Genomic DNA, 22,039 nt, shown 5'->3' on the forward strand with positions numbered 1-22,039 from the left:
CAAAAAATATATTAATTAATTTACAAATTTAAATGTCCATAAATTGAGACTCTATCTCCCAGCCAGCTTCAAGTTTTTTCTCTAATAGTTCCTGGTATTTTTTAAGCTGAGCAGGATCTCGATAACTACCACTTTTATAATCTATAATCTTAACTTTTCTATTTTGCTGATCCACCAGCAGCCTATCAATTCGATACTGCTTTTCCCCTGATTCAGTATTTTCTTTTAATAAATATTCATTAAAAACCTGATATTCTTCAGCAAATATTTCTGAATGAGAACTTATAAATTGATCTGCTTCTTTAATTACTGCCTCGATTTTTTCTATTCCCAGCAAATTTCCATACTTGCTTTTAAGCAGCTTACGAGCAGACTCCTTTTCGGAGTCCTGATTGTATTTAATATTTTCCAGATAGTAATGAAGTGCCAGTCCTTTGACCTTAGTTTCAGAAATCTTTAAACCACTAGCCTGTTTTTGAAAAAATTTGTATTTTTTATCTTCAGCTTCCGGACCAGCAAATGAATCTGCTTTCTGCTTTAAATATTTATTTAATTCTGCTAATTTATAATCACTAGCTTGTACTTGAGCTTTTACTTTTCTTGACTGTCCTCTAATTTCAGACTGCAGCAGTCCCAGCAGATTATCAGCTTCGACTGCATTTAAAAGCATCTTTTCGTAATAGTCATAACTGCTGCCTGACCACATTAGATCACTGTCTGGTTTGATTTTTCTGGGAGCTTCGACATAAAGATGAAGATCATTTTCTGCCCTGCTTAAAGCTACATAAAGATTATTAATCTCTTCCATCTCTTCTTTTTTCTCATTTTTTTCTTTAAAATCATAGTCTAACCAGTCTAAAATTGATAAATATTCATTCTTGATGAAAAGATACTCATTTAGATTATCATAATTATCATCAAAATCCAGATAAAAATTGATTCCTTCACCTTCATTCCCTCCCCTGCGGCCGGGATTCCAGTAAAAATATTCTACCGGCAGAGAAAGACCCTTAGATTGATGGATAGTCATTAGGGTTACAGCTTCTTTATTTTCCACTTTATTCTGTTTTAATTCTTCACTATCTCTATATTCAGTTAAATAGTTAATCAGTCTTTTAAGCGAAGAAAACGAATTTAAGATTTCAAAAAAACTGTAGATGTTTTTTAAAGTTAAACTATTTTCTGCTGCTAAATTAATAACTTCAGTTTTTTGGTATAAATAATTAAGCAATTCTTGATACTCTAAGTTAACTGTTTTTTTAATTTCAGTCAAAAGCCTATTTAAATCTTCTTCCTTTTTGAAAACGCTAAGAGTTTCAGCTTCAGAAGAATTAAAATATTTTTTTATTTCGCTCTTATTTTTGAGTATCAATTTTAATTTTTGCTGACTCAATCTAATCAGATCACTGCGCAGAAATTTGAGCAGTGAATAAAAATCTCTATAAGCTGCAAAATAAAGAAAATTAAACAACGCAGCTGGCAGAGGAGCATCTAAAAGTGAATTTCTGTTTTCTAAAATATAGGGAACCCCTTCCGCTTCCAGACTTTCTGCAATTAGATTCAGTTCTTTTGCCGTTCGGGCCAGCACACTCACCTGACCATAATCTGCTGCATATCTTTTTTTAATATCTGCTGCTATTTCAGCAGGCAGATCCCCTTTGATTTGACTATTTAATTTTTCAATTTCTTTCTGCTTTTCTGCTGCCAGTCCGGCAAATTTTTTGGTCTTAGTATTATAATGAGCAGAACTACCTCCATAAACTATACTGCTTAAACCCTCAGCCTTAGAATCAGCTTCCACAGGATGATATTCCCAGTCAACTTCTGCCCCAGAAAAGAAATCATTGAGCAAATTTATTATATTCTGATCACTGCGATAGCAGCGCTCCAGACGCTCACTTTCGGCATCAATAATTTCTGCCAGAGATGCAAAAAGATTTTTTTCTCCTCCACGCCAGCCGTAAATTGACTGTTTTTCATCACCAACAGCAATAAAATCCTCTGCTCCTTTAATTAAAGGCTGCAAAATTTTCCACTGCAGAACACTGGTGTCCTGAAATTCGTCAATATATAGAGCTTTATATTCTCCTCCTAATAGATCAAGCAAATAATCAGTTGCTTTTCCGTCTTCAATTAGCCCAATTTCTTTATTTTTTAAATATTTAAATGTATAGTTGCTGAGATCAGCATGAGTAAACTTGCCACTTTTAAATTTAAGCTTTTCGTAAATTGACAAAACAAGTTCAGCAAAATCAATGATTTCTTTTTCAGCTGGAATAACTTCCTGATTAAAAACTTCTACAGCCAGTTTTTTTCTAAATAAATCATACTCAAACTCTAATTTTGTTTTTAGTTCTTTTGTTTTTTTAGCACGCAGTTTATTCCCGCTCCAGTAACTATCATTCAATAAATAATTTCTCCTTCGATAAAGAAATTCCTTTTTTTTAGCTTCTGTTTTAAGCTCCGGGTACTGTTCAAAAAAAGGCCGCCCATCCTTGACAAAATATGAAGCTGAAAAATTTTCTCCTCTCAGTTCAGCAACTTCCTTCAATGTCTGATAACTGTCTTCAAATAATTTTACGATATCAGCCTGGGGTAGTTTTTCTTTGTCTGTAGACTCTAAAAGTATAAATTTCCAGGCATTATTTACTATTTCTTTGATAAAATTTAAATAGGGTTCTAAATCCCGGGCAGTATTCCCTTCTAAAAAGCCCTGCAGTTGTTTATAATATTTTTCATTATTTAAAATTATTTTTAAAAGTTCTTCTATAATCTCTTCATTCTGGCTTTCATCTATAATCTGATAATTGTATAATTCTAAAAAAGGAGCAATTCCCCGACTAAAAATTTGATTTGTAAAGGCATCAATTGTGTAAATTTTTATATCCTCATCATTTAAAATCATTTTTTGATAGATTTTTGCTAATTTTTCTTTTTCAATTTTCAGCCCTGGATAAATCTTTTTTAAAGAATTAATAATATTTTCTTTCTCAGAACTATCAGTGATAATCGCTCTTAAATGTTGAAGTATTCTGTTTTTAATCTCAGCTGTTGCCTTTTTAGTAAAGGTCATAACAATAATTTCTGAAAAATCTATATCTTTTAAAAGTGCAGCCAGGTATTCTAAAGATAATCTATAGGTCTTTCCTGTACCTGCACTGGCTTTAATAACTTTTTTCATTGTCTTTAACCTCCACTCTACAAATTTCTCTGTAAGGACAGCGCTGACAGCGACTTTTATAAATCCGTTCATATTCTCCGGCCGCAAACAGCTGCAGACTAAGTTCTTTTAGCTCTGCACCCAGCTGGTCCTCTTTTCCGATTTTATGATAAGAGTGTTCAAAGTCTTCACCAAAAACATTATAAATTGCCTTCCGGCTTTCGGCAGGCAGCTGCTCCTCATAATTTTGGCGCAGCATTAGCGAATAAAAATCTAGCTGTTTAAAATCCCCACTCCCGGTTTTGAAATCAATAATAAAATATTGATTTTCACTTAATAACAGCAGATCAATCCTACCGGAGAGATAAAAGTCTATCCTGCCAGCTTTAAAATACTTCTGCAGCTCTTTGTTCCACTGCGGCCATTCTACTAAAATATTACTGTAATCCTGCGGCAGATATTTTTGCAGCAGCCCGGCAAAGCGCATAAAAGAACAATCCAGACTTTTATATATTATTTGATAATAATAGTTTAAATAGTCCTGATCAATTTTAAGCTCATTTGCTTTAATTGCCCTTGTAATAATCTTCTCTCGCACCGCTGCAGGAACTTGAGATGGCAATATTTTTTCTTTTCTGGCATAAACAATTAACTCTCCAAATATCTGATGAGTTAAAATTCCCAGGCTCAACAAAGAAAGATAGGGAGTTATTTTTAATTCAGTATTCAGCCGGATAAGATCTTCCAGATAAAAACGATGATAACAGTCTTTTAAGTTTTTATACTTGTAATAACTGAAATTAAAGGAACTGCCAAAATCATCATTTGCAAGCTGCATTTCTTTATTAAAAGCAGCTGAGTTATTAACTTTAAGTTCTGGTTTTTTATTGAAATCAAATAAATTATTTAAAATTTCTTTTTCACTCAGATCTTTTAATCTAGATTCTTTAAACTTTAAACCGTATTTTAGAATAAGTTCTTCTAAGATAACTGCTGGTGAAATATTATGTTCTTCATTTTCGACAGTGAAGATCACTGCTTTATCTGCACTAAAAAGGTGTCGCAAAAAATTATATTTTTTTAAAAGAAGTTTTTTATGCTTAAGCTGCAGGCCATTAACCTGAAGCTGTTTTTCACTTAAAAATAAGAGCCCATCTTTTTTAAGAGCAAATTCTTTTTGAATACAGTTGTTAAAAAGTAATTTTTGGTGCTGCTTCTGAGCTGTATTATCTAAACTTAGAAACTGAACTGCATCTTCATCTGCAGCAAGAGCCAGACTTTTAAATTTAAGGTGATTTAAAAACAATGCAAATAATCCGCCCCCCCTGTCAGAATAATAATCCTGCCAGCTGGTTACAATTCCCATTTCTTCAACACTCTGAAGTTCCAGTAAACTATCATTAAATCTTTCTACTATTTTCTGAGGCTGATCTTTTAGCAAAAAATCAAACAAATTGCTTAATAATTCAATTAATCCAGCAGTATCTTTGATTTTTCTAATTTGCTGTAGAAAAAGTAATAATTGGCTTAAGGACGGAAGCTGCTGCTCAATTAAATCCTGATCAAGATAATAATAATCATCTTCAATTAAATCCTTAATCTGAAGTAGGGAATTAGCATCCAGTTCAAGCCAGTTTCTAAATAATTTCTGCCCTGTTAAAGAATACAATTCTTTAAGATCGATTAAAATATTTGAAGCTTTTTTTCCCTGCTGATAAAGCTGATACAGACTTTCTAAAAAAATATAAGCTTCAGTTTCCTGCAAACTTTTATATCTGCCCAGATTAAGTTTCTGGCTCAAAATATGAGCTGTCTCAATTTCATCAGCAGGATCAATTATTTCAGTTTCTGCCTCATTTACACTTAACTCATTTAATATTGCAGCCAGACTCTTTAAAATAGAATTATTTTTTCGAATTTCAAATTTATTTTTATCAATTTCGGGCAGAGTTATTTTTTTGAGTTCTAAGCTATCTTCGTCAAAGTCTCCCCTTTTTAACTGTAAATGCAGTTTGACTTTAAAATTCTGACTCAATTCCTGCAGTAAATCTTTAAAATAAGGTGTGAAATCCAGGATATTAAAAAAATTAATGTTTTGGTAATCAGTTAAAAATTCCGTATTTAAATTCTTCTCTTCTTTCAGCAGTAGCTGATCTAGATATCCGAGTTCAGCTAATTTGTTTTGATATCTGGCTTTGATTTTGTTTAATCTCTGCACTCGTTCCTGCTGCCAATCTGCAAGTTCATTAAAACTTGACAGCCTGTAATTCTGCTTTAATTTAAAATAGTCAAAAAAGCGCTGAGAAAATTGATAGATATCCTGATAACTGTCCAGCCTGAGTTCTGACTTCTCTTTAGCAGTCAGGACTGAAAACAAAATTAAGGGTAACTTTTCTTCTTTAATTACAATCTGATCACTGCTAAAAAGCCGGTCTTTAAATTCCTTGACAGTTAAAAATAAACTCTGTTTCTGCAGCAGCTCCGGTTGATATACCCTGACTGCCTCTTTTAAGTCCTGATAATTTTTAAAAAGATAGATCTCAGCTTCCTGACCGATAATTTCTTTAAATAGATCCTGATCATACTCATAATATTTAAAGTCCACAATGATTCATCCTTATTTAAGTATTTTTACCGATAATCTCTAAAATTATTATCAAAATTGATCCTGCAGCAAAAGCTAGTAAACCTGTGATTTCAAGCTGAGCCGGGAAAACTGCTGCCGCTGAACCAAGAATTAGGCCTGTAAGAATTACCATAATCTTTGCCTGATGTTTTTTTAAGAGATAGGAAAAAAGCCAGGCAAATACCAAAAGGCCGGCTCCCATACCGAGGGCAAAAACAATTAAAGTTAAGATCTCTAAATTATTAACCGCTGCTAATATGGGATGATAAACTCCCATTAAAATTAACAGGGTTCCTCCACTGATTCCCGGTAAGATCATGGCAATGCTGCCAAAGAAACCTGCTATAAAAAAGAGCATTAATCCCTGAGCATTAACAAAACCCAGCTGTATTTCACGGGAGAAAAACAGGGCCAGGGCGAAAGCTAAAACCATAAAAAGTAATTTGACAAAACTAATACTTCCTATTTTTTTATAAGTAGAATGAGCTGAAGTCACAACCAGACCAAACAAAAAATAATTGACCAGTAAAGGACTTCCGGCATAAAGATCTGTGATTACAGCTGAGCCAATAAAAACTCCCAGCACAGCTCCCAGTCCAATAAATGCAAGTTTCTTAATTTTAATATCTTTAATCGCATTTATTAAAGTCTCATAAATATTTAAAACTAAGGCAATTGTTCCACCACTTACTCCCGGTAGAGTATTGGCCAGCCCAATTGGAATCGATTTTAAAAATAAAGCTAAATATATATTTTTTCGTCGCAAATAAATCTTCCTTTCTCTCTCTAATTTCTCTATATTATATATTCAAGATTAGCTCTTTTTTACCTTCTTTTTATTGCTGGCGAATATCCGAGAATTGATATCTTAGAACTTAGAGATGAGTTAAAAAAAGAAAAATCAAAAACTAATCGCAGCCGCAATCAGGATAAGCAGTTTTTAGTTTTCCAGTTATGTTATCCAGAGAAGGAATTAGGGTTTAAAAGGGAGGGCAAATACTGGATCTATGATCAGCTTGATTTTGCTCTGGAAATTCCAGGCTCAGATCTTGCAGGCAATTATGGTAAAGTGAATGAAATCGAAATTGATGGTTTAAAAGCTTATATTATTGGAATTGAAGATATTATTATTGATAGACTAAATTGATACAAGTTCTGGAAAGAGTATGCTGATCAGGAATGGATTGTTGGTATGATTTATTTAAATTATGAAGATATCGACTGGAATTATCTATATCAAAAAGCTGAGTCTGAAAAAACTTTAAACGAATTAGAAGAATTTAAAGAAATTGTAGATAAAAAAATAAAAAACTAGGCTCAACAACTGGATTTGCTGCCAGCAGTTGAGCTTTTTTGATAATCCATCTGTAAATTTAATTCAGGTTCCCGACCTGATATTATCTCGCAATAACCTCTGTTCTATAGCCATCCGGATCTGTTATGAAATAATAGCCAGAAGAACCTTCGCTCAGACTTTTTAGATCTCCGACTTTATAACCGGCTTCTTTATGGCGCTGATATGATTTTTGCAGATCGTCTACTTTAACTGCAATATGACTGTAGCCATTACCAATTGTGTATGGTTCTTCTCGATCATAGTTATAAGTTAACTCCAGCTCAAAATTCTCATTCTGATCTGTCAAATAAACTAAAGTAAACTCAGCTTCTGGAAAATCCTTGCGATTACTTTCTTTTAAATTTAAAGCATCTTCGTAAAATTCGACTGACTTTTCTAGATCCATTACCCGAATACAGGAATGAACAAAATCATAGTTTTGCATTTATTATCACCGCTCCTTTAATTTTAATAATATTTATTCTGATATTAATTATAAAGATTTGTCAGTTGAATTGCAAATAAAAAACTCCCCGGCTTATGAAAAGGAGGAGTCTCTTAACTTAAACAATATTTAATTAATCTTCTTCTAAAACATCTCCATGTTTTTTCTTTAAATATTTAGGAATTAAAGAAATTGCAAATAAAGATACACCGGCAACTGCTAGATAAGCAATAATCTTAGTTGGACTACCACCCGCTGATACTGCGCCACCTGCAAAGGAAAATGCAAAACATCCGGGCAGCATAAAAATAAAAGTAGTTAATGCATAAACAGGTAATTTAATAGCGGTCATAGCGTAAACATAGTTCTGGGCATTATATGGAAAAACTGGAACAAGTCTGGTTAACATTACAAAACGCCAGCCTTCCTTTTTTACCCCCTCATCAATCTTTTTTAATTTAGGATTTTTTTCGACCAATCCTTTAACCAAATCTCTTGCCACATACTTACCAGCTAAAAATGCAGCTACTGCACCAATTGTAGACCCCAGAGCAGTATAAAAAGTACCAAGCAGAGGTCCAAATAAAATACCCCCAACGATACCTAAAGCTGCTCCAGGTAAGAAAAACACCGCAGATGCTATCCATAAAAAAATAAATACTACAGGTCCCCAAAAACCTAAATCATCAATTGCTTCTTTTAAGAGCTGTGGGCTCTGTAAATATTTCATATATCCCAATTGTCTTACTGCAATTACTACAGCCACAATTACTGCAACAAAAATAATAATCTTCAGCCAGTTACTTTTTTTAGCGGCTGCTGCTTCACTTGCCATAAATAATTCCTCCTTAAATTTTTATAATTCCACAATATAATAATATTTTCACAAACTGATTACAGTTACAATTATATACTGCTTTCAGGATTTTGTCTTTATATACATAAGCTAAGTTTTATAATTATTTTTGTTGACAGCATACAATCCTTATCAAATCACTTTAATATAAAAATTTCTGTCTAAAAAGGCGAGATTTAAATTATTGTTTTTCACTTAAACAAATTTACTAATCCATTTAATTTAAATAAAATTATAATAAATTAGTTGCGAGCTTTCAACTTGACAAAAATACTAGACTATGTTATATTATATTGTATCAAATTAAATTGTGCAAAATACAAGGAGGAATATTAATGAGTATTTATGATTTTAAGGCAAAATTAAATAATAATGAAGAAAAATCTCTATCTGATTTTAAAAACAAGGTTCTGCTGATTGTCAACACAGCCAGTAAATGTGGTTTTACTCCTCAATATGAAGGTTTAGAAAAACTGTATCAAAAATATAAAGATGATGGATTAGTTATCCTGGGATTTCCCTGCAATCAATTTTTAGAACAGGATCCGGGTAGTAATGATGAAATAAGAGAATTCTGTAAGATTAATTATGGAGTAAGTTTCCCTCTTTTTGCAAAAATAGATGTTAATGGCGAAAACTCGCATCCTTTATTTACATATTTAAAAGAAAATGGTCCTGATCATGGTTTTGAAGATAATAAAAAAATGTCATCTAAGTTGAAAGAAATTTTAGTTGAACATTATCCTTCTTATTTAGAAAATAGTGAAATACGATGGAATTTCACTAAATTCTTAGTTGATAGAGATGGCAAAATTGTAGAAAGATTTGAGCCTACAGTTGAACCAGAAGAAATGGAATCAGAAATCAAGTCTTTATTATAAATTAAATCCAGTTATTAAAAAATAACTCAATAAGATATAAATTGGCTCCTTTTTAAGTGCAAACAACTTAAAAAGGAGCCATATAAATTTAAAATTATTTTTCTTTACTTCCTGGACGGGTAATTGGCATACCTTGCTGACATAATTCACATTGACCTGCTTTATAGGATTTAATATCGACCGGCAGCAGTGGTTTAAAATCATAATTGAACCCAACTTCTCCATTACTGCGATCAACTATTGAGCTTAATCCAACTATTTCTACATCCAGCTCTTCTAGAACTGCCAGTACTTCTTTAACTGAGCCACCTGTTGTCACAACATCTTCTACAACCAGCACTTTTTCGCCAACTTCCAATTCAAAACCACGTCTGATCTTCATTTCACCACTTTTGCGTTCACTGAAGATTGAACGGACTCCAAGTTCTTCGGCCACCGCATAGGATAAGACAACTCCTCCCAGAGCCGGACCAATAACTACATCTATTTCTTCATCGGTCCATTTTTTTGCAATCTCAGCCGCCAGAGTTGAAGCATGTTCTGGATACTGCAAAACTTTTGCACACTGCATATAAATATCCGCATGTCGACCTGAGCTTAAAACAAAATGTCCTTCCTGAATTACATTCGTCTCTACTAATAATTCTCTAATTTTCTCTTTTGTCATCTCATCCACTCCTGTTTAATAAATTTAATGAGCTGCTCCAATAATTGAACTCAAATTCGTAATTTGATGTTTAAGCATGTATTCTTTAATTTCACCGATAATTCTTGGCCCGGCTGTAGGATCAATCATATTGACTGTTCCAATTCCAACTGTTGTTGCTCCAGCCAGCATAAATTCAATCACATCACTGCCGCTGCGAACTCCTCCCAACCCTAAAATTGGGATATTAAGTTTTTTATAACTCTGATAGACCATCCTTACTGCTACCGGTCGGACTGCTGGCCCGGAAAGACCACCAAAAGTATTAGCAAGCAGAGGCTTTTGCTGGTCAATGTCAATTTTCATTGCCGAAAGAGTATTAATCATGGCCACTGCATCTGCTCCTGCATTTTCTGCAGCCAGAGCAGTTTCAGTAATATCAGTAATATTCGGAGTCAGTTTAACTATAATGTAACCAGAATAAATTTCTCTAACTTTTTTTGTGATCTGATAAACCTTTTCTGGAGCGGTACCAAAAATCATGCCACCACCTTTAATATTGGGACAGGATAAATTAATTTCAATCCCGGCAAGTTCTTTTCTTCCTTCTAATTTTTCTGCCAGAGTTATAAAATCCTTCTGACTGTAGCCAGAAATATTAGCTAAAATTGGCAGACTATAATTTTTAGTTTCCGGCAAAATATCTTTAATAAAGCTATCTACACCTGGATTTTCTAAACCAATAGAATTAATAATTCCAGCTGCAGTCTCTGCTATTCGCGGTGTTTTGTTCCCAGTCTGGGGCTTAACTGTAATCCCTTTAGTTGTAAATGCTCCCAGCTGATTTATATCAAAAAAATCAGCCAGTTCTTTCCCATTTCCACAGGTTCCTGAAGCAGTAATCAGAGGATTTTTCAATTTCAAATTATTCTGCTGCTGATGCTGTTGTGAGTTCATTACTACTGATAAATTCAAGTTAGATTCAGTTAATTCATCGTTTATACTATCTACCTCTTCTTTAAGCACCAAGAATTACCTCCCCCAATCCAAAGACTGGACCTTCCACACAGGCTCTTTTATTTTTCTGATCCTGAGCACGAGATTCACAGCTGCAGGATAAACAGACTCCAATTCCACAGCCCATCCTCTTTTCAACCGAAAGTTCCCCACCAATATTATTTTTCAGGGCTTCCTTTTCAACTGCTGCCAGCATTTTTTCTGGGCCACAGGTATAAATATAATCTGGAGTATTTTTTTCAAGATAATTTAGCCATAATACAAGAGCTGAGCCCTTGATCTCCAGTTTTTCTTCCATTGCTGCCAGATGACATTCTACACCGAGTCCTTTAAACTTTTCTTCAAAAAATTCCAATTCTGCTTTATTTGCAGCTCCCAGGTATAGTGTCTGCCTGCTGCTTTTTAACTTCTTGGCAAGGTAATATAAAGGAGCAATTCCCATTCCTCCACCGATCAAATGAATATTTCCACCTGACTTATTTAAAGAAAAAGGAGTTCCCAGAGGGCCTAATACATCAAGCTCAGTACCATTATCTAAATTTGAAAGGATTTTTGTTCCTTTCCCAATTACTCTGTAAATAAATTCTATCTTTTTTTCTGCTGCATCAAAATCAAAAATACTAAATGGTCTTCTCAAAAGCGGATCCTCACTACCATCCTGGCTGACTTTGATATTAAAAAAATGTCCTGGCTCTGGATTTTGAGGCAGCTGATCATAATTTAAAACAAGCTGAAAAATTCCAGGTCCAACCTCTCTATTAGCAATTATTTTAAACATAAAAATCCTCCTTTAGTGGTACCGGGTACCTGGGAATTATTCCCAGGTACCCGGTACCAGAACACCACTATTTTAAAACATCATTAATTTCCTTCTTCATCTTTGCGGCTGCAGCTCTTGCTGCTTTGGCATAGTTTTTTGACCCAAAATGAGAATATTCTTCTTTTCTGTAGGCAAAATTAATACCCCGCGATGAATTAACAACTGCTCCTCTGCCATCATTATCAAAACCTGCTTTTATATCTGCTGCTCCTCCACCCTGAGCGCCAAAACCAGGAATTAAGAAAAATACTAAATCAAGCTGAGCTCTTATTTCTTTTAATTCCTCTGGATAGGTTGCTCCAACCACTGCTGCCAGATTAGAATATCCAGATTCACCAATATAATCTCTTCCTATTTCCTGTAGAAAATCTCCAACTGCCTGATAAACTGTTCTGCCATCATTCAGTTTAAGATCCTGCAGGTCTCCTGCAGAGGGATTTGAAGTTCTTAACAGTGCAAATGCTCCTCTTTCTCTATTTCTCAAAAACGGAAGTACTCCATCTCTACCTAAATATGGATTGATTGTTATCGAATCTATTCCGATTTTTTTGTTTTCAAGATAAGCTTCCGCATATGCCCCTGCTGTGGAACTGATATCATTCCTCTTCCCATCCAGTAGTACAATTAAGTCTTTAGTTTTAGCATAGGCTATTGTTTGCCAGAGACATTTCATACCAGGTACTCCAAGTTTTTCGTAAAATGCCATTTGTGGCTTTACAACTGCTGTCATATCAGCAACTGCATCAATTAAATCTTGATTAAATTTTAAGACTGATGCTGTGATTTCTTTCTGATTTGATTCCAGATCTTCTAGCAATTCAGGTGCCATAATGTTTTCCGGCATCAGTTCCAGGTGCGGATCCAGTCCTACACAAATTCTTGAATCTTTAGCTTCAATTTTCTGCTGCAGCTGATCAATAAAGTATTTCATTTTTTCCTCCTCGGTCATCATAGACTAGCTTACCACCGACAAAAGTCAGCTCATTTTTGCCACTTAACTTCTGACCGGCAAAGGGAGTATTTTTACCCTTAGATTTAAATTTGTTTTTATCAACAGTCCATTCTCGCTCCGGATCAAAAATCAGAAGATCTGCTCTTGCTCCCTGCTTTAAACCTTCAGACTCAATATTTAATATTTTACCAGGGTTGTAATAATACATTCTGAGTAAATCATCCCAGTCAATAATTTTTGTTTTAATAAAATTATGATATAAAAGTGAGAGTACTGTTTCTAAACCGGAAATTCCAAAAGCTGCATAATCAAATTCTCCCAGCTTATCCTCAAAGGTGTGAGGGGCATGGTCAGTTGTCAGCACATCTATTTCGCCAGCTTTTAGAGCTTCTACTAAAATATTTTTATCTCTTTCTGACCGGAGAGGAGGATGAACCTTGGTATCAGGATTATAATCTCCCACTTCCTTATCAGTTAACAATAAGTGATGAGGTGTGACTTCGAAAGTTACATTTACTCCCCGTGATTTTGCCTCTTTGACCAGGTTTAGACTTCCTTCTGTGCTGAGGTGGGCTATATGGAGATGGATTCCAGTCATTTCTGCCAGCACTATATCTCGAGCCACCATAATTTCTTCAGCCGCCGCCGGAATACCTTTCAGTCCGAAAATTGTTGAATAATACCCTTCGTGCATTACCCCATCCTGAGAAAGATTTTTATCTTCACAGTGATCAATTATTGGCAGATCAAAAGCAGATGCATATTCCATTGCTCGCCGCATAATTTCAGAATTCATAACCGGATTCCCATCATCAGAAAGTGCTTTAACCCCAGTTTTCGCCAGAGTTCCAATTTCCGAAAGAACCTCTCCTTTGCTGTCCTGAGTAATACTTCCGATCGGATATACTCTAACAGCTGCTTTTTCTGATTTCAATTTAAGATGCTCGACCACAGCTGGATTATCAGCAATCGGTTTTGTATTTGGCATGGCTGCAACTGCAGAAAATCCTCCTGCAGCCGCTGCTTCACAGCCAGTTTTAACTGTTTCTTTTTCTTCAAAACCGGGCTCTCTAAGGTGAGTATGGATGTCAATTAAAGCAGGAATAATAATTTTACCTTCCGCATCTATCACTTCATAGTCCTGATTTTTTATCTCTTTATTTATTTCGAAAATTTTATTACCTTCAATTAAAATATCATTTTTTCCTGCAAGTCCATTTTTAGAATCAAAAACTCTTCCATTTTTAATTAAGGTTTTCATTATCTATCTCCCTCCCGGCCAGTAAATAAAGGAGTGCCATTCTAATTGCCACACCGTTTTTGACCTGTTCGGTAATTACTGACTGTGAGCTATCTGCAACTGAACTTTCAATTTCAATTCCCCGATTCATTGGTCCCGGATGCATAATCATCGCTTTTTTGCCGATCCGCTCTAAGCGTTCTGCATTCATTCCGTAAATTTCTCTATATTCTCTAATCGAAGGAAAGAGTCCGCTTTCCTGTCTTTCCATCTGGATTCTTAAAATATTGACTACATCTACATTTTCCAGGGCACGATCCAGATCAGAATATACTTTAACTCCCATTTTTTCTATTTCCCGTGGAATTAAAGTCTGTGGTCCGGCAACTGCAACTTCAGCTCCCAGTTTATTTAAACCCCAGATATTTGATCTAGCCACCCGACTGTGAGCAATATCACCCACAATTAATACTTTAAGACCTGCAATCTGGCCAAGTTTTTCTTTGATACTGTAGATATCAAGAAGTGCCTGAGTTGGATGAGCATGAGCACCATCTCCTGCATTAAGTACACTTGCTGAAATATTCTCGGCCAGAAATTTAGCTGCTCCAGGAGCGCTGTGTCTGATAACTACCACATCAGCTCCCATAACTTCCATAGTTTTTGCTGTATCCAGCAGACTTTCTCCTTTTGCTATACTGCTGGAAGATTTGGAAATACTCATCACATCTGCACTTAATCTTTTTGCAGCAAGATTAAAGGAAAACTTAGTTCTGGTTGAAGGTTCATAAAATAAATTGATAACTGTCTTTCCACGCAGAGTTGGAACCTTTTTTACGGTTCTCGTCAAAATATCTTTCATAGCTACTGCAGTATCCAGAATTTCATTGATTTCTTCTTTAGATACATCATAAAGTCCCAAAAAGTCTTTTCTTTTTAAACTCATCTACTTACCTCCTGCCCGGATTTAGTTAGCTTCATATCTCAATTCTGGCTCCAGATTTAGATCTTCATCAAGTTCTTCTACCTCATCATCTTTGTCCATTGCTGGTAAGATTAAGTTCATTACTATTCCGACTATCGCTGCCAGTCCCATTCCACCAAATTCCAATCCAGCAAAGCTTAGAGTCAGATTCGAAATTCCAACTACCAGAGTTACTGAAACAATAACCAGATTTCTATTTTTAGAAAGATCTACTTCATTTTCAACTAAGGTTCTGAGTCCAATTGAAGCTATCATGCCGAAGAGTAGGAAAACAATTCCTCCCATTACTGCTGTGGGGATAGTTTGAATTAAAACTCCAACTTTCTGGACAAAAGAACTTAAGATTACTATAACTGCTGTCAGCTGAATAATCATAGGGTTGTAAACTTTTGTCAGGGCTAAAACTCCTACATTTTCACCATAGGTTGTGTTAGGGGGTCCACCAAAAAGTCCGGCAACTAAAGTTGCAATTCCGTCACCTAGAAGGGTTCTGTGCAAACCGGGCTCTTCTATAAAGTCTTTTTTAACAGTAGAACTGATTGCTACAACATCACCTAAATGCTCAACCATGGTTACTAAAGCAATCGGTGCTACCAGTGAGATTGCTCTTAAATTAACGCTGACTGCTGGCAAGGCAAACTTAGGCAGAGACAACCAGGAAGCTTCCATTACCGGAGCAAAGTTTACAAGTCCCAGGAAGGCAGCAAAGGTATATCCACCGATGATTCCGAGTAAGATTGGAATAACTTTAATAATTCCCTTTGCAAATACACTGACTCCAACAGCGATTGCCAGAGTAACAAAGGCTACTAATAAATGTTCTGAAGCCATATCTTTAGCAGTTGGAGCAAGACCAAGACCAATTGTAATGATTACCGGGCCAATTACTACCGGTGGCAGCAGCTTACGGAAAAATTCTGTGCCCAGAAGTCTAATTACTACTGACATCAGAGCATAAACAAGACCAACTGTGATAATTCCGAGCATAGCTCCATCTCGACCAAACTGATTTTGAGCTGCTATGATAGGAGCGATAAAGGCAAAAGAAGAACCGAGATAAGCTGGTACTTTTCCACCAGTTATTAAGTGAAAAATCAGTGTTCCGAGACCGGAAGTGAAAAGTGCTACTGCAGGATTTAGTCCTGTCAGTGCCGGCACCAGTACTGTTGATCCAAACATGGCAAACATGTGCTGTAAGGCCAGAATAAATAATCGATGTCTTGTTATACCATCTTCCTTAAGTTGAGCTAAATTTTCTTTACTTTGTGTTAAAATTTTCATTTTATACCTCCTGGGTGTTATAAAATTATTGAAAAACTTCTGTCAAATTCCCTCTTTTTAAACTATAAATTTAAATGGACATTAAAAAACTCCCTACCAGTTTGACTGATAAGGAGTTTAAATTCTTTAAGCATTTTCTATCTACTTTTACAGAGATAGAGTCTGCTGATTTAATTCCTTACCGGCCTCTCTGGACCAATTTAAAGGATATACTATTTAATTATTTTTATCTCAGGTTTTTTCCAGCAGTAAAACTGCATCTTTTTCGTCAATTTCTTTAAAATTAACATCTACAACTTCATCTTTAGAAGTCGGTAGATTTTTACCAACAAAATCTGCTCTAATCGGCAGTTCACGGTGACCGCGATCAATCATTATTGCCAGCTGAATTTGTAAAGGACGCCCCAGATCAATCAGAGCATCAAGTGCTGCTCTCACAGTCCGTCCAGTGTATAAAACATCATCAACTAGTACCACTTTTTTGCCTGTAATATCAAAAGGGATTTCTGTCCGATGCACAATTGGCTGCTGGGCTACAGTCGACAGATCATCCCGGTAAAGAGTTATGTCTAAAATCCCGGTTGGTAATTTGATCCCTTCGATCTCTTCAATCTTAGCTGCCAATCTTTCTGCAAGAGGTACACCTCGAGTTCTGATACCAATCAAAACCAGGTCAGCAGTCCCCTTGTTTTTTTCTAAAATCTCATGGGCAATTCTTGTAATTGCACGGCCCATAGCTGCTGAGTCGATTAGCTCTTTTTTTATCTTCATTTCTGACTTATCCAAAAAAATTACCTCCTCTGAGGGGAGAATATATCTAGCGGCAAAAAAATAACCTTCTCACAGCATAGTAAGAAGGTTGCTAAAATTTATATTTTCCCTTACTAGCCTCTCTGGACTAATTTAAAGAATCATTATCTTATTTGAAATAATTTTATCAGAAGCATCAGATCAAGTCAAGCAAAAATGGAATATTTATTTTATAAATTCTTCAATCTTCTGCCAGGCTTCTTTGCTCTCCGGAATTGAAGGGGTAAAAAGATAAAATGTATGATACATTCCGGGATATTCGATTAACTCTATTTCTACTCCTGCTGCTTTAGCTTTTTTCTCTATAATTCTACTGTCACTTAAGAGTATTTCGTCAGTTCCAGTCTGAATTAAAATTGGCGGTAATCCACTTAAATCAGCATAGGCAGGAGAAAGATATGGATCCTTTAGATTATGATCCCCACCACTTTTTCTATTTTGAGCTTATTATATCATAATTGGTACCAGGTACAAGTAAATTATATGGAAAATAAATCCAAGTACCCGGTACCAACATTATTATTTTTGATAATCCTGAAGTGCTTTATACTCTATTCTTTCTCCATGTTCAATCTCTTTTAAGACTTTGAGCATAGCATGAGTTGTGTCCAGTGAAGTTAAACAGGGAATTCCCATTTCTACTGCTGATCTTCTGATTTTAAAACCATCTCTTTCCGGAATCTTACCTTTAGTCAGGGTGTTGATTACTAAATCAACCTGATCATCAGCAATCATTTCCAGTGAGTCAGGTGAACCTTCACCTATCTTTTTAACGATATCAACTTCCAGACCCTCTGCTTTTAAAGCCGCTGCTGTTCCCTCGGTGGCAGCAATCTTAAAACCGAGACCTGCAAAGTCTTTAATATAATTGACTGCTTCTGCTTTATCTTTATCGGCAATTGTTGCCAGAATTGTTCCTGCCCGGGGAATTTCAAGTCCAGCTCCAATTAACCCTTTATAGAGGGCCTTTTCATAACTCTCAGCAAGTCCTAAAACCTCTCCAGTTGATTTCATCTCTGGTCCCAGATTGGTATCTACCTGAGTTAATTTAGAAAAGGAAAAAACTGGCACTTTAACTGCTACATGCTCTTTTTCAGGAACCATTCCACTTTCCCAACCTAAATCTTTTAGTTTTCTGCCCAGCAGAGCCTTTGTTGCCAGATCAACCATCGGCACACCTGTTACCTTACTGAGATAGGGAATTGTCCGACTGGAGCGGGGATTAACTTCAATGACAAAGATTTCACCTTCGCTTACCACATACTGAATGTTAACAACCCCTTTGACATTTAGGGCCCGCGAAATTCTTTCAGTATATTCTACTGCTTTTTCTTTCAACTCTTCCGAAAGGCGATGGGGTGGGTAAACAGCTATACTGTCACCGGAGTGAACTCCTGCTCTTTCTACATGTTCCATAATTCCTGGAACAATCACTGTTTCTCCATCAGAAATTGCATCAATTTCAATCTCCGTTCCAGTTAAATATTTATCTACCAGAACTGGTCTATCTGGAGACACCTTAACTGCATTCCGCATATATTCTTCTAGTTCTTCTTTATTATAAACAACTTCCATTGCCCGTCCTCCGAGTACATAAGAAGGTCTAACAAGCACCGGATATTCAATCTCTGCTGCAATTTTTTCTGCTTCCGCAAGTGAAGCAGCGACTTCTCCAGCAGGAACAGGGATCTCAAGCTCATTTAAAAGCCCTATAAATCTATCCCTGTCTTCTGCCAGATCAATTGAATCAACTGAAGTTCCTAAAATTTCTACTCCTGCTTCTGCCAGCGGCTCTGCTAAATTAACGGCTGTCTGACCACCAAACTGACAGATTACACCTTCGGGCTTCTCGTTCTCAATAATATGCATAATATCCTCTTTTGTCAGAGGTTCAAAATATAATCTGTCTGAGGTATCAAAATCTGTACTCACAGTTTCTGGATTATTATTAACTATAATCGACTCATAACCTTCTTCATTTAAAGTCCAGGCAGAATGAACACTACAGTAGTCAAATTCTATACCCTGACCAATTCTGATAGGCCCTGACCCAATAACCATAACTTTTTTCTTATCAGTTGGCTCAGCCTCATTAATCTTCTCATAGGAAGAATAATAGTATGGAGTTTCTGCTTCAAATTCTGCAGCACAGGTATCCACCATTTTAAATACTGGTTTAAGCTGCAGTTGGTCTCTAATAGATTTAATTTCTGCTTCAGTTCTTTCAGTTAAAAGGGCAATCTCCGAATCCGAAAATCCTTTTTCTTTAGACTCCAGCAGAAGTTCTCGATTTTCATTTATCTTATCTTTATTTGCTGCCAGAGAGTTTTCTAACTCAATGATATTTTTAATTTTGTGTAAAAAGAAAGTGCTGATCTCAGTAATTTGATGGACTTTCTCCACTGTCCAGCCCCGGCGAAGTGCTTCAGCAATCACAAATAGTCTATTATCATCTGCTGCAAATAAGTCCTCTTCAATCTCCTGATCATTCATTTTTCGAAACTCTTCTAAATAAAATCCATAACGACCGATTTCCAGTGAACGCACTGCTTTAAGCATTGAAGCTTCCAGGTTTCTCTCGATAGCCATTACTTCTCCAGTGGCCTTCATCTGAGTTCCAAGACCCCGATCGGCATAATGAAACTTATCAAAAGGCCAGCGAGGAATTTTAAAGACTACATAATCCAGAGCCGGCTCAAAACAGGCAGTAGTTTTACCTGTAATCGCATTCTCTATTTCATCTAAAGTATAACCAAGAGCAATTCTGGCTGAAACCTTAGCAATTGGGTAGCCGGTTGCTTTTGACGCCAGAGCACTGGAACGACTGACTCGTGGATTCACTTCAATTATATAATACTGAAAGCTCTCCGGATCCAGGGCATACTGAACATTACAGCCTCCTTCGATTCCCAGGGCTCTAATTATCTTTAAAGCCGAGCTTCTAAACATCTGGTATTCTTTATCTGTCAGGGTCTGACTGGGAGCGACTACAATACTATCTCCAGTATGAACACCCACCGGATCAAAGTTTTCCATATTGCAGACAACTATACAATTATCATTCGCATCCCGCATTACTTCATATTCTATTTCCTTCCAGCCTTTAATACTTTTTTCTATTAAAACCTGTCCAATCAGACTGTGTTTAAAACCACGGGCGGTAATTTCTTTTAATTCTTCTAAATTATCAGCAACTCCACCACCAGTGCCTCCCATTGTATAGGCCGGACGAACAATCACTGGATAACCAATTCCTGCTGCAATCTCTGCTGCCTGATCAATATTTTCGGCAATTTTACTGTCTAAAATTGGTTCTCCAATCTCATTCATTAATTCTTTAAAGGTATTTCTATCTTCTGCCTTCTCAATTGTATCAATTGGTGTTCCTAAAAGCTCTACATTCAAATCTTTTAAAATATTTGTTTCTTCTAAGTCAATTGCCAGATTTAGAGCAATCTGGCCTCCTAAAGTAGGAATTAATCCATCCGGATTTTCCTTTTTCAAAATTTCTATAATACTTTCAACAGTTAAAGGTTCAATATAAACTCGATCAGCCATATTCTCATCTGTCATAATGGTGGCTGGATTACTGTTAACAAGTACAACTTCCAGACCTTCTTCTTTAAGTGCACGACAGGCCTGACTGCCAGAATAATCAAATTCTGCTGCCTGTCCAATAATAATCGGGCCGGAACCAATAACCATAACTTTTTTAATATCTTCTCGTTTAGGCATCTTTTCCTCCTTTAAACATTTCTATAAATTGATCAAATAAATAGTGTGAGTCTTCCGGACCCGGAGATGCTTCTGGATGATACTGGACAGAAAAAGCCTGATATTTTTGATGTTTAAAACCTTCTACTGTTTTATCATTTACATTAATGTGAGTTAACTCCAGTTCCAGATCAAGCAAAGATTCTTCCCTGATTGCAAAACCATGATTTTGAGAAGTAATATAGACTCTATTTGTACTTAAGTCTTTAACCGGATGATTTGCTCCCCGATGACCGAATTTAAGTTTATATGTGTCAGCACCACAGGCTCGACCTAAAAGCTGATGGCCAAGACAGATTCCAAAAATCACAACTTCACCCAAAAGATTAGCAATTGTATCTGCCACATAGTCTGCAGCTTCCGGATCTCCTGGTCCATTCGAAAACATTACTCCATCAGGTTCAAAATCTAAAATTTTCCTGGCTGAAGTACTGGCCGGAACCATTATTACTTCACAATTTCGCTTTAGAAGTGAATTCTTAATATTTGCTTTAGCCCCACAGTCAACTAAAACTACCTTATATTTATTTCCTGCTCCATATTTTTTTATTTTTTTCCTGCTGACGAGTGAAACTAAATCTCGACCAGACAGGCCTGGAGCTTCTTTTGCTTTCTCTATTAATTTTTCTTCACCTAAATTTTCAGTAGTTATGATTCCACGCATTGTTCCCTGTCGCCGAAGTATTTTAGTAAGAGCTCTGGTGTCTATTCCGCTGATTGCTGTAATCCCATTTTCATTTAAGTATTTCTCAAGTTTTCTTTTCAGGCGCCAATTTTCTGGTTCCTCAGCAAATTCTTTGACAATAAAACCATTAACATGTGATTTAGAAGACTCAAAATCATCAGTATTAATTCCATAATTACCTATCAAAGGATAAGTCATGCATACTATTTCTCCTTTATAGGAAGGATCAGTTAAAATTTCCTGATATCCAGTCATGCTGGTGTTAAAAACAATTTCGCCAGCACTTTCTTTTTCAGCCCCAAAAATTTCTCCTTCGAAAATACTCCCTTCTTCTAGAACAAGTTTTGCTTTTTTCATTGAACTACCTCCACTTTTTTTCTTTTACTAGAATCACTCCAGTGATTTTAGAAATTCTACTTTATTACTTTACTTCTTTATTCCCTTAATCTGCTTTTAAATCAAAGCACTAAAGTTTATTGATAAAAATAAAACCCTCGCACCAGAAAGAATGGTTTGAAGGTTAAA

The 22,039-nt window shown here is 35.8% G+C and carries 17 protein-coding genes and 1 pseudogene; 2 read left to right on the forward strand and 16 right to left on the reverse strand.

Annotated features, from left to right (window positions below; translation table 11 throughout):
* Window positions 1-28: 28 nt before the first annotated feature.
* From C7958_RS04245 to C7958_RS04255, 3 genes are read right to left on the reverse strand one after another with little or no spacing between them, the layout of a single operon-like run.
* Window positions 29-3,181, reverse strand: a complete 3,153-nt coding sequence (locus C7958_RS04245; protein ID WP_111571433.1) for a UvrD-helicase domain-containing protein — start codon at window positions 3,179-3,181, stop codon at window positions 29-31.
* The gene (locus tag C7958_RS04250; RefSeq protein WP_111571434.1) at window positions 3,165-5,765 is read right to left on the reverse strand and encodes a PD-(D/E)XK nuclease family protein; all 2,601 of its coding nucleotides are present in this window, start codon (window positions 5,763-5,765) and stop codon (window positions 3,165-3,167) included. Before C7958_RS04250 ends, C7958_RS04245 begins: the two co-directional genes overlap by 17 nt.
* 16 nt (window positions 5,766-5,781) lie before the next feature.
* Window positions 5,782-6,552 carry a DUF368 domain-containing protein gene (locus tag C7958_RS04255; protein WP_111571435.1) on the reverse strand — a complete coding sequence of 257 codons (771 nt, stop codon included), beginning with the start codon at window positions 6,550-6,552 and terminating at the stop codon, window positions 5,782-5,784.
* Window positions 6,553-6,978: 426 nt separating this feature from the next.
* Between C7958_RS04255 and C7958_RS15880 the strand changes: the two genes are divergently transcribed.
* Window positions 6,979-7,101: a hypothetical protein gene (locus tag C7958_RS15880; protein ID WP_258394129.1), complete on the forward strand. Its 123-nt coding sequence runs from the start codon at window positions 6,979-6,981 to the stop codon at window positions 7,099-7,101.
* An 82-nt stretch (window positions 7,102-7,183) separates the two neighbouring features.
* Here the strand turns inward: C7958_RS15880 and gloA are convergent, their stop codons facing one another.
* Together gloA and C7958_RS04265 are read right to left on the reverse strand one after the other, a co-directional pair.
* On the reverse strand, window positions 7,184-7,567 hold the full coding sequence (gene gloA / locus C7958_RS04260) for a lactoylglutathione lyase (protein ID WP_111571436.1): 384 nt from the start codon (window positions 7,565-7,567) through the stop codon (window positions 7,184-7,186).
* A 133-nt stretch (window positions 7,568-7,700) separates the two neighbouring features.
* Complete coding sequence (locus C7958_RS04265) at window positions 7,701-8,402, reverse strand: TVP38/TMEM64 family protein (protein ID WP_111571437.1); 702 nt, start codon at window positions 8,400-8,402, stop codon at window positions 7,701-7,703.
* Between the two features lie 356 nt (window positions 8,403-8,758).
* Between C7958_RS04265 and C7958_RS04270 the strand changes: the two genes are divergently transcribed.
* Window positions 8,759-9,304: a glutathione peroxidase gene (locus C7958_RS04270; RefSeq protein ID WP_111571438.1), complete on the forward strand. Its 546-nt coding sequence runs from the start codon at window positions 8,759-8,761 to the stop codon at window positions 9,302-9,304.
* 94 nt (window positions 9,305-9,398) lie between these two features.
* On the opposite strand, the gene pyrE is transcribed toward C7958_RS04270, so the two are convergent.
* The 11 genes and pseudogenes from pyrE to carA all read right to left on the reverse strand — a co-directional run bounded on the left by pyrE (window position 9,399) and on the right by carA (window position 21,871).
* Window positions 9,399-9,971 carry an orotate phosphoribosyltransferase gene (gene pyrE / locus C7958_RS04275; RefSeq protein WP_111571439.1) on the reverse strand — a complete coding sequence of 191 codons (573 nt, stop codon included), beginning with the start codon at window positions 9,969-9,971 and terminating at the stop codon, window positions 9,399-9,401.
* A 24-nt stretch (window positions 9,972-9,995) separates the two neighbouring features.
* On the reverse strand, window positions 9,996-10,907 hold the full coding sequence (locus C7958_RS04280; RefSeq protein WP_111571537.1) for a dihydroorotate dehydrogenase: 912 nt from the start codon (window positions 10,905-10,907) through the stop codon (window positions 9,996-9,998).
* Window positions 10,908-10,968: 61 nt separating this feature from the next.
* Window positions 10,969-11,745 carry a dihydroorotate dehydrogenase electron transfer subunit gene (locus tag C7958_RS04285; RefSeq protein ID WP_111571440.1) on the reverse strand — a complete coding sequence of 259 codons (777 nt, stop codon included), beginning with the start codon at window positions 11,743-11,745 and terminating at the stop codon, window positions 10,969-10,971.
* 67 nt (window positions 11,746-11,812) lie between these two features.
* On the reverse strand, window positions 11,813-12,718 hold the full coding sequence (gene pyrF / locus C7958_RS04290) for an orotidine-5'-phosphate decarboxylase (protein WP_111571441.1): 906 nt from the start codon (window positions 12,716-12,718) through the stop codon (window positions 11,813-11,815).
* Complete coding sequence (locus C7958_RS04295; protein WP_111571442.1) at window positions 12,702-14,000, reverse strand: dihydroorotase; 1,299 nt, start codon at window positions 13,998-14,000, stop codon at window positions 12,702-12,704. Before C7958_RS04295 ends, pyrF begins: the two co-directional genes overlap by 17 nt.
* Entirely contained in the window at window positions 13,984-14,925 is a 942-nt protein-coding gene (locus C7958_RS04300; RefSeq protein ID WP_111571443.1) for an aspartate carbamoyltransferase catalytic subunit, read from the reverse strand. The genes C7958_RS04295 and C7958_RS04300 overlap by 17 nt, the downstream gene beginning before the upstream one ends.
* Window positions 14,926-14,946: 21 nt before the next feature.
* Window positions 14,947-16,245, reverse strand: coding sequence for a uracil-xanthine permease family protein (locus tag C7958_RS04305; protein WP_111571444.1), 1,299 nt, complete (start codon window positions 16,243-16,245; stop codon window positions 14,947-14,949).
* 231 nt (window positions 16,246-16,476) lie between these two features.
* Window positions 16,477-17,016: a bifunctional pyr operon transcriptional regulator/uracil phosphoribosyltransferase PyrR gene (gene pyrR / locus C7958_RS04310; RefSeq protein WP_111571538.1), complete on the reverse strand. Its 540-nt coding sequence runs from the start codon at window positions 17,014-17,016 to the stop codon at window positions 16,477-16,479.
* 204 nt (window positions 17,017-17,220) lie between these two features.
* Window positions 17,221-17,463 (reverse strand): annotated as a pseudogene (locus C7958_RS16070) (alpha/beta hydrolase); the annotation flags it as partial.
* Between the two features lie 111 nt (window positions 17,464-17,574).
* Window positions 17,575-20,790, reverse strand: a complete 3,216-nt coding sequence (carB, locus tag C7958_RS04320; protein WP_111571446.1) for a carbamoyl-phosphate synthase large subunit — start codon at window positions 20,788-20,790, stop codon at window positions 17,575-17,577.
* Window positions 20,783-21,871: a glutamine-hydrolyzing carbamoyl-phosphate synthase small subunit gene (gene carA, locus C7958_RS04325; protein ID WP_111571447.1), complete on the reverse strand. Its 1,089-nt coding sequence runs from the start codon at window positions 21,869-21,871 to the stop codon at window positions 20,783-20,785. Before carA ends, carB begins: the two co-directional genes overlap by 8 nt.
* Window positions 21,872-22,039: the final 168 nt, after the last annotated feature.

The sequence above is a fragment of the Halanaerobium saccharolyticum genome (assembly GCF_003259895.1).
Lineage (GTDB): Bacteria > Bacillota > Halanaerobiia > Halanaerobiales > Halanaerobiaceae > Halanaerobium > Halanaerobium saccharolyticum_A.